This window comes from Fangia hongkongensis FSC776 = DSM 21703 (assembly GCF_000379445.1).
Taxonomy (GTDB): Bacteria; Pseudomonadota; Gammaproteobacteria; order Francisellales; family Francisellaceae; genus Fangia; species Fangia hongkongensis.
In genome coordinates this window covers 72,892-86,063 of the sequence record NZ_KB902274.1, presented here as the reverse complement: position 1 = coordinate 86,063, position 13,172 = coordinate 72,892, and the positions used below count along the sequence as shown (strand labels likewise).

Here is a 13,172-nt window from a genome sequence, read left to right as displayed (position 1 = left end):
GCAATTGAATTTAATTTCTTTTAGCTATTCATAAACGCTTCGCGTTGTGATTGAACCTGCTGTTGTTGCTGCCAAGCAGGTGGTTGGTTTGCAGTGGCTGCGGGTGTATTTGAATCTTTAATGGTAGTCACAAGGCCATAGGGTGTGTTAACAGTTTGTGTTGGGTAGCCTGCCTTTTGTAATGCAATTGCCGATGTGGTTGCAACAGCTGAATTAACGGTTGCATAAGTCAATGCTTGATCAAAATTTGCATTTGCATGTCCTGAAGTACTCAATACAATGCCGAGCACTAAAGCAATCAGATAGCGAAATTGTTTCATTTTTGCAACGAGCTTATTGTTTGTTTTGTGATTTCTAGTTTATATAAAACTCAGCCAAATAAAAAGCGTATCGAATACTTTAGGTGCTGTTATACCACCCGCAAATCATTTTACCCTATTTCTGCCATTGAATTTCTTGTTCTTTTGAGTCATTAGATATTGCTAATAGTCCTAGCTATTACCTGCAATCCAATGACTCAAAGCTATCAAAAACTTCTTCAACATTAAACACCGAAAAATGATTCGCGAGTGGTATATTTGTTGCTATCGCAAGAAAAATGGTAAAAGTACTTTAGATGGGCTACATTACTGTCAGGTTAGAAAATGAAATATCGAGGAAGGCATGTTAGAGGAAAGAGAAGTTGATTTTGTAATAGAATATAAAGATTATCTATCTGAAGCACATCTTAAGCATATTAAAGAAGGATTGAATGATCACGCCTATGAGCAAAAGGGTATAGGTCAGAATAATGCACCATATTCCTTTTCAATTGTTAATGAACAGAATCAGTTTGTAGCGGGTATTTCCGGGTTGAATTATTGCGGCTGCTTTTATATTGATTTACTATTTGTTGTGAAAAATGCGCGCAAAAAAGGCTATGGTAGCGCGTTATTACAAAAAGCGGAAGCGCTTGCAAGACAAAGAAATTGCCACTTTATTGCAGTTAATACAATGGAATTTGAAGCAAAAGAATTTTATGAGAAACACGGCTATCAGGTTGAGTTTGTTCGAAAAGGTTTCGATAAAAACACAAAGGCATATTTTTTAAGAAAAGACTTATAAAATGAGTTTGCGAAGGCAATTAATGTTGGATATAGCGATTGACTATTGGGCGTGTTAACCACATAAAAAGGGCGATAATCAATGTGACAATGCCAATTTTGGCAAATACCCCAGTATATAGATATAAGCTTTGCATGGTATCAAGTGTAATGCCTGTCGGCGGTGAGGTTAAATTACCCACATAAGCGCCAACAGGTCCAGCCAACATGGTTGTTAAAAACCAGATTCCCATGACAAACCCTGACATGTTTCTGGGGCATAGCTCTGCAACCATGGCAATACCAAGTGCTGACACTAATAGCTCACCTGTTGATTGTAGTGTATAGGTTAAAACCATCCACCAAGGTGAGGCAAGACCGTTTGTTGCAGTGTACCGTGGTAAAAATAAAACCAAAAAAGCCAATCCACATAAAGTCATGCCACAGCAGAATTTGGTTGCATGCGTACCAGGTAGTTTTTTGTAGATAATTGCTAAAATTGGCGAGGCAACGATAATTACAAGTGGATTAAGCACTTGATAAGAGGCAGCAGGAATGTGCCAACCAAAGACATTTCCATCAATATTATGAAGTGCAAAGAATGTCAATGAAGTTGGCATTTGATTATAAAGAACAAAGAAGACAATACCTTCTAAAATTAACAAAAAGGCAATAAGCATTCTTGCTCTATCTTTGCCTTTCAAGGTTAGCGCTGTTTTCAAAAAGTATAAAAAGCCACCGGCAACCACCACATATACAATGGTGTAACAAAGTGTTGTATAAGGCAGAATATTCCCAAAAATAATAATACCGATGATAGAGGCGATAATAACGCTAATTAATCTGCCAAATGCCATTGGTTTTGCGCCAGCTTCGGTGGAGATGCTACTTAGCACCTTATAAAAGACAAAGTAATTTAAAAGACCTAGAAGTAGACCAAAGGCACTGATCCAAAAAGCCGCTTGCCAGCCATAAGCTTGTGCTGCAATCGGCGCAATCAGCATAGAGACAAATGAGCCAATGTTAATGGCCATGTAATATAATGTCATTGCACCATCTAATGCTGGATCACCTTTTTCATACAGTTTGGAGATAAGAGAAGATGGGTTTGCTTTGAAAAGCGCATTGCCAACAATAATACCACCAAGTGCGTAAAATATGGTTGATTTGGTTGAGAGTGCAAGTGCTGCATAAGAGAGAAATAATATAAATGCACCTAAAGCGACAGTACGCTTGGCACCTAAATATTTATCGCCAACAAACCCGCCAACCCAGATAAATCCAAATACAAATGCAGCAAATGATCCAAACGTATATATGCTCAGTTTTTGAGAAAAGCCAAGATGGCTCACAAAATAAAGTGTGAGTACTGCTTGGGTCGCATAATAGCCAAATCGCTCCCAAAGTTCTATCCCCCAAATGACCCAAAACTGCTTTGGCAGCCCTTTGGACTGAGCGCCTGCGATATTACTCATATAAATCCCCCGATTTATGTTAGTGTATGTTGTTGTTTATTTACTACTTGTTATATTGCCATGACAGATTGCGCCACAGTTGTGAGAATAAATTAAACATGTTAGATGTTTAGTTTATCAGCAAGTTTTGCTTGTTCACAGCTAGTTATTCCTAGAAATAACATGATAAAAAATCACGTGGTGCAATGTATCTCCTCCCTGTCTAGGGGAATATTTATAAACACTTTTCAAATGAGTTGCAAATAAAAATAGATAATTTCTGTAAAAAAATAACGGATTGGGTGGAATGTATTCTATTGGGAGTGATGCAATACGTTTGCTTGTTTATTTTAAGTGCTAAGATTCAAACTTTAGTGTATACAGATATTTCAACTAAATTTTTATCTGGATCACTAATATAAATGCTGTCAATCTTCCCTTGAGCCCCTGTCTTTTTTACAGGACCTTCAATGATTGGAATTTGATGATTAGCTAAATGATTAATAATAGCATCTAGTGACCAATCACTAATTAAACACAGATCTCCAGAGCCAATTTGTGCATTATTTCTTGTTTCTTGTCCTAATTCTTGCAAGTTGATTTTTTGATTTCCAAAATGTAAGGACTTTCGACCATGAGCAAACGTTTGCACTGTCATACCTAACTTTTGATAAAAGTGAATAGATCGATCGATGTTTTGAACCGTAAGGACAATATGGTCAATATGTGAAATCATGTTTAATCTCCATAAAAACAAACCCGAAAGATTTTAACATGTGGAGATGCAAAAAACGACAAGCCCAATTCAAACATTAGTGTTTACTACTTAGGAGTGATACGATTGTTTTGGGATAAAGTTGATGCTCTATGACTTTAACTTTTTCTTCAAGTGTCTTCTCATTATCACTCTCTAGAATCTTAATGGATTTTTGAATAATAATCTCTCCACCATCTAAATCCTCATTAACATAGTGTATAGTTGTTCCATGTATTTTATCATTATTCTCAAGTGCGCGCTTATGGGTATTTAACCCCTTGTACTTTGGCAGTAATGATGGGTGGATATTAAGGATTTTTTTAGGGTAAGATTGAATAAACTTGGCGGATAAAATACGCATAAACCCTGCTAAGATAATTAGATCAGGTTGATAGAGATTAATGTGAGCCATAAGCACTTGATCATAACTCTCTCGAGGGTGATTAAGCTTGGGAAGGTATAGCGTTGGAATGTTATGTGCAATCCCACGTTCAAGTGACTTAGAGGGTTTATCTGAGATAATGCAGGCAATTTCAACATCAGAATAACCATTAAAATAATCAATAATTGCTTGCAGGTTTGATCCTTCACCTGAGCAAAGAATAACTATTTTCTTCGTGTTAGTATTATTCATAAATCTTTATGTTTCTTGGTAGGAAACAAAAGGTGTTTTTTGCGCCCCGGCTTTAATCTCTCCAATCTCCCAAGCGTTTTCACCTAGAGTATGAAGTGCATCTATAACATTTGTGACATCTTCTTTTGCAACACTCAGAATCATTCCGGCACCACAGTTGAATGTGCGCAGCATCTCATGTTGCTCAATATTTCCTTTTTCTGCTAACCATTTGAAAATAGGCGGGAAGTCCCAACTGGATAAATCAATCACTGCATTGCTATACTCAGGTAATACACGCGGGATGTTTTCTGTAAATCCACCACCTGTTATATGAGAAATGGCATGAATATCAAAGGTTTTCAAGAGTTCCAAAATGCTTTTCACATAGATACGAGTTGGTGCTAAAAGATGTGCTTTTAATGTGCTGTCTAAAAAAGGCATATCAAGTGAGAGATTATTCATTTCAATGACTTTACGTACAAGAGAGTAGCCATTTGAATGAATGCCGGAAGAAGAAAGGGCGATCAATCGGTCGCCTTCTTTAACTTTTTGACCTGTTATTATGTTGGATTTCTCAACGATACCAACACAAAAACCAGCAAGATCATACTCATCCTGATTATACATGCCAGGCATTTCAGCCGTCTCGCCTCCAACAAGAGAGCAGCCAGCTTGAAGACAGCCCTCTGAAATACCTTTTATTACATCAGTCGCTTGAGAAACACTTAGCTTTCCTGTGGCATAATAATCGAGGAAAAAAAGAGGCTCAGCACCACCAACGATAAGATCATTGACGCACATGGCTACAAGATCAATTCCAATTTTATCGTGCATATTAGCATCGTAGGCAAGCTTAAGCTTTGTCCCAACACCATCTGTTCCAGAGACGAGTACAGGGTTTTTATACTTATCAAGTGGCAGCTCAAATAAGGCGCCAAAGCCACCAAGACCTGTTAACACTTCAGGGCGCATGGTTTTTTTAGCAAAAGGTTTAATTTGTTCGATAAGGGCATTTCCGGCATCGATATCTACGCCGGCATCACTATAGCTTAGGTGTTTTGTTGACATAAAGCACAGGTTGGCTGGTAAATGTGTGCAAATTATACCTTGGAGAAGAGAGTAATCACAAACTATTTTTCAAGAATATCCTGAATAATATTGGTTTAAATGCTTGCTGGCTTTCCTTCTTTGCAAAGACTATCAGTAATAGAGAGGCGTGTCTTTATTCGTCACTAGATAGAGTTTGCGTCCTCACTAATTGTTGTATTGTCTCTGATTCATTATGATCAATAACATAAACATATGCACTAAAAATCACCCCATAGTGTTTGAATGATCGCACATATTGCCACTGGCGTGGTTTCAGTTCTAAGCACACGAGGACCAAGTTTAATACGCTCTATTAAATCCAAGGATTGATTGTTCTCAGTCTCAGAAAAGCCTCCCTCTGGTCCAATGAAAAGATGAATAGCTTTTACATCTGGATATTGCTTATGAAGCTTTTGAATGGATATCCCTTGATGTGGGCACAAAAGCACAAAAAGCTGATCAGCTGCTTTTATTGTTGTTTTTTCTTTTAGCACATCATTAAAGCACATCGGGGTTGATAACTTCGGAAAAAAGACACGTTGAGATTGCTCAGCAGCACTAATTGCCACTTTTTGCCAGTGTGACACTTTAGTCTCAAGCTTCTCTGTCGGCAGTTTAAAATCGACATGCTCTGTTATCATGGGGGTGATGGTATTGACGCCAAGCTCAGTTGCTTTTTGTACCACGGCCTCAAACTTTCCTCCTTTTGACAAGGCTTGATAAAGGTGGATCTTAATAGGTGATTCATTGAATACTTTATATGCGTCAATAACCTCTAAAGTACAGCCTTTTGAGTTGGCATCTGTAATTTCAGCTAAATACTCTATCCCGTCATGGTTATTAAAGAGTTTGACTTGATGCGATTTTTTATGCCTTAAAACTCGGATCAAGTAATGGCTTAATGTTGATGAGAGTGTGGTTGATGTTAAACCAGCATGTATAGTATCACTATAGACTCTAGAGATTCTCATTTGTTTTAGATTGTTTTTATTATCTTATATTTATTTTATGATAGATTCTAACTGAATGATAAGAGAAAGATTAAAAATAGAAAAAATAGGGCTAGGCAAGTGCATCTAGCTGCTGTAGATTTATACCCTATAGAAACCTAGGAAGTATAATTTTGTCTGATTATCAAAAAAATCAAAATATTCATGTTGCACTGGTTGGTTATGGGCTTGCGGGATCTGCTTTTCATGCCCCTGTGATTGAAGAAGTAGAGAGTTTAACACTTAGCGCTATTGTTAGCTCAAGAAAAAACGAAATTAGCTCACGCTATCCAAATGTTAAAGTTCTAGCGGATGTGGATGCAGTACTTAAGGATGATCAAATTGACCTGGTTGTAATTGCAACACCAACAGATACGCACTATGCACTTGCTAAAGCTGCGCTTATGGCCGATAAGCATGTGGTCGTTGATAAGCCTTTTGTCATTACAAAAGAAGAAGCTTTGGAGCTTAAAGAGATTGCCCAATTGAAAGATAAGAAACTCAGCGTATATCAAAATAGACGTTTTGATGGTGATTTCATGACGGTTAAAACACTGTTAGATAATAATGCGCTAGGTGAAATTTATACTTTTGAAAGTCATTTTGATCGTTTTCGCCCACATGTAGATTTGCAAAAGTGGCGTGAGCAGGATAAGCCAGGAAGCGGTGTTTTATACGACTTGGGTGCGCATTTGATCGATCAGGCTATGGTTTTATTTGGTAAGCCTCATTGGATTATTGCAGATGTTGCCAAGACAAGAGAGGGGGCGAAGGTGGATGATTATTTCCATATTGTTTTAGGTTATAATGATTTGCGGGTCATTTTACACTCAGCAAGTGTTGTTAAAGCATCAATGCCGCGTTTCACTGTTCATGGAGATAAGGGAAGTTTTGTAAAATATGGTCTTGACCCTCAAGAGGAGCGATTAAAGCAAGGAGAAAAACCAAGTGATGCTCTGGGAATAGAAAAGAGCACTCAATATGGTATCAAAACAGATATCGATGGCAAAGAGCAGAAAGTTGCAACAATTGCTGGAGATTACAGGATCTATTACAATCAAATAGCTAATGCAATTTTAACTAACTCCCCGCTTCCTGTCACGCCAGAGGAGGCTGTGGGTCTTATTGAGATGATTGAAATGTGTATAAAAAGCTCGGAGATAGGTAAGAAATTATATGCGTAAATAACACCAAATCATATTTAAAGCACACTCATTGATCTTACTCTAAAAGTTAGCATGAAATAATCTCAAAAATATATCTATCCAATGATATAATGCTGTTAATTTATACCTGATAGAGATCATATGTCTCAAAATACAATTGACTGTTTTGCCAGTTGCGCAAAAAGTACTGAAGATTTGCTGCAAAGTGAACTCCATACACTTGGCATTCACCATACAAAACTACACGTTGCAGGTGTGTCATTTGTCACAACGCGCGAAAAGCTCTATGAAGCTTGCTTTAGCTCCCGTATTGCCAATCAAATTTATTTAAAATTAGATGAAAGAAAAATTGAAAATGCCGATGAGCTATACCAAGTATTATATGAAATACCATGGCATAGTCTCTTTGCAGTAGATAAAACCTTTAAAGTTGAGGTTACTGGAAAGCATCGAGCATTTAATAATATGCAATATGCTGCGCAAAAGGCAAAAGATGCTGTTGCTGATAAATTTCGTAATGAGTGTGAGGCTAGACCCAATATTAACTTAGAGTCCCCTGAGATTATTATTTCACTTCACTTTCACCGCGGCAGTGTAAGTGTGTATCTCTCAGCTACCGGAGAGAGCTTGCATAGGCGAGGTTATAGAGTTGAGCAGGGAAGGGCGCCATTAAAAGAAACGCTTGCCGCTGCCATTGTGTATCGATCAGGTTGGCAAACACTACTCATTGAAAATAGCCATCCTGTCTTAATTGACCCGATGTGTGGCTCTGGAACACTTTTAATAGAAGCGGCAATGATCGCCTATGGTGTTTTACCTAATATTCATCGAGAAAACTTTTCTTTTATGCACTGGCTTGACTATGACCAAGCATTGTTTGAATCGGTTAAAAGAAACGCTCTTGATATGATGGAGAAAAACTCACATCAATTTAGCGAGCAAGGAAAAAAGGATATTCACATTATAGGATATGACTCTGATCCTTATGTTATCGATAAAGCAAAAGAGAATATTGCTGCTATTGGCTTGGAAAATAAAATCAGTATTGCTGTTCAGGATATCTCTAAACTAGATCGATATGACTTATCTGATCTGCCAGATGATGCACAAGGCATTATCTTAACCAATCCGCCTTATGGCGAGCGGTTATACCATCAACAAGAAAACAAGCTCAAAGCACTTTTTAATACCTTTTCAGATCAGCTTTTATCTCACTTTCAAGACTGGAAACTATGTGTATTTAGTGGATTTAAAGAGACAACTAAATCTCTTTCTCTTAGAAGTTATAAGCAAAACAAGCTATTTAACGGTGCGATTGAAACGGTTCTTTATCATATCAACATTGATCCACAATCAAAAATGCGCTTTGAAAGTGCTGCCGAAAAAGAGAAAAGGCACATTGAACAGGCAATTAATGAAGATGATAAGCATCTTTCTTTTAAAAACCGTTTAAATAAGAATGTTACCCAACTGAGAAAGTGGGCAAAACAAAATGAAATTGAATGCTATCGTCTTTATGATGCTGATATTCCGGAGTTTTCTGTTGCCGTTGATCTTTATAATAATCACGTGCATGTACAAGAATATCAAGCTGAGAAATATGTTGATCATAACGCAGCAGAGAAAAGATTAAAGCAAATTCTGTATCATATTCATCACACGCTAGATATCCCATATAAAAACATTCATTTGAAAACACGTAAAAAACAAGCAGGTAAAGCACAATATCATAAGCTAGATGCACAAAAAACTTATCATGTGGTCCGTGAAAATGAAGCCTTATTTTATGTTAATTTTAATGATTATTTAGATACAGGCTTGTTTTTAGATCACCGTAAAATAAGACAAATTGTCGCTAAAGCGTCAAAAGGAAAAGCCTTATTAAACCTCTTTTCATATACCTGCACTGCAAGTGTTCATGCAGCCTTAGCTGGTGCTAAGCGCATTACTAATGTAGATATGTCTCGAACCTACCTTGACTGGGGAAAGCGAAATTTTGAATTAAATAAGTTAAGCTTGGGTAAAAAGTATGAATTTATTGAATCAGATTGTATAGGATGGCTTAAGGAGAACCATCAACAATATGATGTTATCTTCCTAGATCCACCGACTTTTTCAAATTCCAAAAAGATGCAAGAGACACTTGATGTTCAGCGTGATCATGCGCTTTTGATCGATCTTGCGATGCGATCATTAAAGGAAAATGGCATCTTATATTTTTCTAATAACTATAGAAAATTCACCTTAGATGAAAACCTGATGAAAAAATATCATTGCCAGAATATTGATAAAGTATGCCTATCAAGAGACTTTCTTCGCCGTCCAAACATCCATCATTGCTGGGAGATCAAACACAAATCATCATAAATTATGCTATCTTTTTAGATATTCAAAATCATTTTTATAATCGTATATGAGTCAACATTTGGGCGTCATAGACTGCGGCGTAAATAAAACGCTTGTGTTTTTGCTCTCAGCAATAGGGGGCTTTAGTGATGTATTTGGTTTTATTGCCCTTGCTCATTTATTTACAGCCCATATTACTGGGAACATTGTGATTATTATTGCTTATTTAGTCACAGATACCTCAGGGGTTGCATCAAAGGTCGTTGCAATCCCTGTATTTATGGTCTTTGCTGCCATTATTTCATGCATTATTGAGCTCCATGGTGTCAAGAGAAAGCATTTAGTCTTCTGGCTAGCGCTAGAAGGAATGCTTTTCTTTTTCTTAATGTTATTGGGCTCACTTTCCCCTAAGTTAAATGTAACGTCACTTAATTTTATCCTCTTAAGTATGTTGCCTGTTTGTGCAATGGCCATTCATAATACGATTTCCAAGCTCTATTTACAAAAATCACCTCCAGTGACCATGATGACAGGCAATTTTACACAATTTATTATCGATCTATCTGCAGTTTTACTGTATCTATTCAATCGTAAATCAATTATTTCGAAAAAAAATGCGGTCAAAAATATTCTCGTATTTGGCAGTGCTTTATTAGGCTTTTCTCTAGGTGGCATTCTTGCTGTCACCGGATATGTGTTTATGCACTTTTGGGGAGTTATCTTTGTGATGATTCTTATTTTCCTAACGATGGCTCTATTGTCAAAAATAAAATAAACGTTCTTCTTACACTTTTTTCAAGAAATTATTATTAAGTCATATAGAAAAGCCATGATAATGCCATTTTTTGGGTTTTTGACTGCGGGGAAAAGCTGAGGGCTCTAGATGATGATGAAGAAATACATTTTTTATTAAAGGAAATAAATAAGCTGAGAGGTCTGCATGGACCTGAAAATTTATCGCGCCGATCTTTTTATCATGCAGATTTAACTAATGATAATATAATTGTTGAAAATCAGGCATCAGGATTCAAGCTCAGAGTAATTGATTTTGTAGATCTAGTAAATCTTAAATAGGTTTAACCGGTGATACTTTCAAGGCAACGTATGAAGCAGGGAGTTCTAATTCTATAATTTAACATAATATATATTATGCGAACTTATGTTATTATGTCTTATCCTCTGATAGATATAGATTTTTTATCCTTTATTGCAATAAATTATTTAATGCTGATTACTGTTGCTCTACAATATTGCTATGTATTTAAAACACACTACTACATAATAGAATTTAAATGGATAATAATCTTAACACTGATAATAGTATTAGAAAAATCTCTAAAGTTGAAACGGGTATTGAAAAAGTTGTTTTTTCCAGTCGATGGCTGCAAGCGCCCATTTATCTTGTCTTGTCATTGGTACTTTTAGCTTTTGTTTTTGACATCTCTAAGTCTGTCATAATGATGCTGATTAATATTAAAGACTTTGGCGGTCACGAGCTTATCGTATTTGCACTGACTTTATGTGATGCTGCTTTAGTTGCAAATTTGGTTGTCGTTGTTGTAATAAGCGGCTATGAGAACTTTGTCTCCAAAATAGACGTTGCCCATGATAAAGGAGAACCAATTTGGATTAAAAAGCTTTCCCCTACCGGTGTTAAGATGAAAATTGCAGGGTCAATTGTAGCGATATCCTCCATTTCACTGCTAAAGCAATTTTTAGATATTGCACATATCTCTGATAGAGAGCTTTTATGGAATGTGATTATTCACCTTGTTTTTGTATTTTCAGCCATTATGATTGCCTTTACAGGCTGGCTTGAACATAAAGTTCATAAACCACATTAGATTTCAGCTGATTTCCTCTGCTTTGCCATTAGCTTATAATTCAAATGTGCTTTGATAGTTTTCCACTCAGAATCAATAATACTATAAACACAAGTATCACGTAGTGTGCCGTTGTGCATCTTGCGATGATTACGCAGAATACCATCCAATTTGGCACCTATGGATTCTATGGCGCGTCGCGATGCAAAATTCAAATGATGTGTTCTAAATTCAACAGCAATACACTTAAACACTTCAAAAGCATGTTCCAAAAGAAGCAACTTACAGGCAACATTAATTGCTGTACCGTGTACAGCTTTCGCGTACCATGTGCTACCAATCTCTAGACGGTTTTGCTCATGATCAATATTCATATAACTAGTCATGCCCAAAATTCTGCCACTTTTTTGACAAATAACTGTATACGGCAACATGCTACCTTGTTGATAGAGTCTCAGTCTACGCTTAATATCAGCTCTCATGTCTTCAGGCGTAGGCACGATTGTAAACCACAGCTCCCATAGATAACCATCTTGTGTTGCCTGCTCTAAACCTTCTAAATGCGCATAAGACAATAGCTCCAAACGCACCAAGTTATTGCTTAATGTCATGATTTCTTTCATTTTTACTCACTCTGTATGTTGTCAATATTACTTTGAATACCTAAATATATGCTTTTTATGACATCTAAACAATAGTTTAGTATTCATAGAATTATAGGATATATACATACGCTTAAGCATAACTCATCATACGTATTGAAACTATAATGATTTGGTGTTATTTACACTATGTGATTTATTATGCTGTACTATGAATACCCTAACAGCTTTTTTACAAATCCAACTAAATTTGCTGAACGGCTATAGCCGTTGCTATTCAATAACTGTGCTATACCCCCGTTTTCAACAGTCAACACAATACCAAAAAATCTAAAAACCTCATGAATTAATGCTTTTGTGTCATCTGCAATACCTGATGCTCTAGATCCGAGATTTTGATCAAACCCTGCCAAGTTGTAAATTCCTTGCAATATCAGTTTTGTCATTAAATAAGTCGTTATTATAGAAAAGCTTTGGTCTACTTCTTGTCACATATCCATCTATCTCTTTCAAAACCCGATCTTTTACTATTTGAGTCAACTGCATATATTCTTCCTTATATAATTTCAGTTTTAGCGAGTAAGTATAAAAGCCTCGAGTGGCTTTGTTTTTGCTCTAATAAGAAAAGTGCTTTTAGACTGATAAAACAATATAATTAATAACACACCAGCCTGAGTTATCCGTGCACTATCCTTATGCGATTGAGGAAATGATATCGAGATTTTAAAAAATCAAAAACCGTAGTAACTACGGATTCAATGCATAGATTAAGGGGAAATTACTTATATTTAAAGTCGTTGATATTACCCGGATGAAAGATGGGTCATTTTAGATATTAATATGAATAATGATCAATATTTTGTTGTTATTTTAAAAGACTTAAACATTTAGTTTAAACAGAAAAAGACGATCCACAACCACAGGTTGTTTTAGCATTTGGGTTTCTAATGATAAAGTGTGCGCCTTCAACATCTTCTTTGTAATCGATATCTGCACCAATTAAATATTGAAAACTCATTGCATCCACTAAAAGATGTACGCCATGATTTGTAAAAACCATATCATCTTCTTTTTGCGCTTCATCGAAGCTAAATCCATACTGAAACCCTGAACAGCCACCTCCTGTAATATACACACGAAGCTTCAACTCATCATTGCCCTCTTCTTCAATCAATTCCTTGACTTTGAGGGCAGCTGCATCTGTAAAATTAAGCGGTGCGGCTTGCTGTACTGTCATATATTCTTACC

The 13,172-nt window shown here is 36.4% G+C and carries 14 protein-coding genes; 5 read left to right on the top strand and 9 right to left on the bottom strand.

Translation table 11 applies throughout. From position 1 onward, the window contains the following. Positions 1-20: 20 nt before the first annotated feature. Positions 21-320, bottom strand: a complete 300-nt coding sequence (locus A37Q_RS0113420) for a hypothetical protein (protein ID WP_018300804.1) — start codon at positions 318-320, stop codon at positions 21-23. A 343-nt stretch (positions 321-663) separates the two neighbouring features. Here A37Q_RS0113420 and A37Q_RS16045 point away from each other — a divergent pair, with 343 nt between their 5' ends. Continuing rightward, positions 664-1,104: a GNAT family N-acetyltransferase gene (locus tag A37Q_RS16045; RefSeq protein WP_018300803.1), complete on the top strand. Its 441-nt coding sequence runs from the start codon at positions 664-666 to the stop codon at positions 1,102-1,104. A 19-nt stretch (positions 1,105-1,123) separates the two neighbouring features. On the opposite strand, the gene A37Q_RS15620 is transcribed toward A37Q_RS16045, so the two are convergent. The 5 genes from A37Q_RS15620 to A37Q_RS15610 all read right to left on the bottom strand — a co-directional run bounded on the left by A37Q_RS15620 (position 1,124) and on the right by A37Q_RS15610 (position 5,969). Beyond that, the gene (locus tag A37Q_RS15620) at positions 1,124-2,557 is read right to left on the bottom strand and encodes an oligopeptide:H+ symporter (RefSeq protein WP_018300802.1); all 1,434 of its coding nucleotides are present in this window, start codon (positions 2,555-2,557) and stop codon (positions 1,124-1,126) included. A 343-nt stretch (positions 2,558-2,900) separates the two neighbouring features. After that, the gene (locus A37Q_RS0113405; RefSeq protein ID WP_018300801.1) at positions 2,901-3,272 is read right to left on the bottom strand and encodes a VOC family protein; all 372 of its coding nucleotides are present in this window, start codon (positions 3,270-3,272) and stop codon (positions 2,901-2,903) included. A gap of 76 nt (positions 3,273-3,348) precedes the next feature. Next, positions 3,349-3,927, bottom strand: a complete 579-nt coding sequence (purN, locus tag A37Q_RS15615; protein WP_018300800.1) for a phosphoribosylglycinamide formyltransferase — start codon at positions 3,925-3,927, stop codon at positions 3,349-3,351. A gap of 6 nt (positions 3,928-3,933) precedes the next feature. Then, positions 3,934-4,977, bottom strand: a complete 1,044-nt coding sequence (gene purM / locus A37Q_RS0113395) for a phosphoribosylformylglycinamidine cyclo-ligase (RefSeq protein WP_018300799.1) — start codon at positions 4,975-4,977, stop codon at positions 3,934-3,936. A gap of 239 nt (positions 4,978-5,216) precedes the next feature. Next, complete coding sequence (locus A37Q_RS15610) at positions 5,217-5,969, bottom strand: 16S rRNA (uracil(1498)-N(3))-methyltransferase (RefSeq protein WP_018300798.1); 753 nt, start codon at positions 5,967-5,969, stop codon at positions 5,217-5,219. A 152-nt stretch (positions 5,970-6,121) separates the two neighbouring features. On the opposite strand from A37Q_RS15610, the gene A37Q_RS0113385 reads away from it, so the two are divergent. From A37Q_RS0113385 to A37Q_RS0113370, 4 genes are all read left to right on the top strand, one after another. Beyond that, positions 6,122-7,171, top strand: coding sequence for an oxidoreductase (locus A37Q_RS0113385; protein WP_018300797.1), 1,050 nt, complete (start codon positions 6,122-6,124; stop codon positions 7,169-7,171). A gap of 123 nt (positions 7,172-7,294) precedes the next feature. Continuing rightward, the gene (rlmKL, locus tag A37Q_RS0113380) at positions 7,295-9,520 is read left to right on the top strand and encodes a bifunctional 23S rRNA (guanine(2069)-N(7))-methyltransferase RlmK/23S rRNA (guanine(2445)-N(2))-methyltransferase RlmL (protein WP_018300796.1); all 2,226 of its coding nucleotides are present in this window, start codon (positions 7,295-7,297) and stop codon (positions 9,518-9,520) included. 46 nt (positions 9,521-9,566) lie between these two features. Continuing rightward, a complete protein-coding gene (locus A37Q_RS0113375) occupies positions 9,567-10,274 on the top strand; it encodes a YoaK family protein (RefSeq protein WP_083907078.1) in 708 nt (235 codons plus the stop codon). A gap of 517 nt (positions 10,275-10,791) precedes the next feature. Continuing rightward, positions 10,792-11,343 (top strand): TIGR00645 family protein, encoded by a 552-nt coding sequence (locus A37Q_RS0113370; protein ID WP_018300794.1) that lies wholly within the window; start codon positions 10,792-10,794, stop codon positions 11,341-11,343. On the opposite strand, the gene A37Q_RS0113365 is transcribed toward A37Q_RS0113370, so the two are convergent. From A37Q_RS0113365 to erpA, 3 genes are all read right to left on the bottom strand, one after another. Then, entirely contained in the window at positions 11,340-11,945 is a 606-nt protein-coding gene (locus A37Q_RS0113365) for a GNAT family N-acetyltransferase (RefSeq protein ID WP_018300793.1), read from the bottom strand. The two genes, A37Q_RS0113370 and A37Q_RS0113365, sit on opposite strands and share 4 nt — an antisense overlap. Before the next feature lie 188 nt (positions 11,946-12,133). Continuing rightward, positions 12,134-12,370 carry a hypothetical protein gene (locus A37Q_RS0113360; RefSeq protein WP_154648711.1) on the bottom strand — a complete coding sequence of 79 codons (237 nt, stop codon included), beginning with the start codon at positions 12,368-12,370 and terminating at the stop codon, positions 12,134-12,136. Positions 12,371-12,816: 446 nt separating this feature from the next. After that, entirely contained in the window at positions 12,817-13,161 is a 345-nt protein-coding gene (gene erpA / locus A37Q_RS0113350) for an iron-sulfur cluster insertion protein ErpA (RefSeq protein ID WP_018300790.1), read from the bottom strand. Positions 13,162-13,172: the final 11 nt, after the last annotated feature.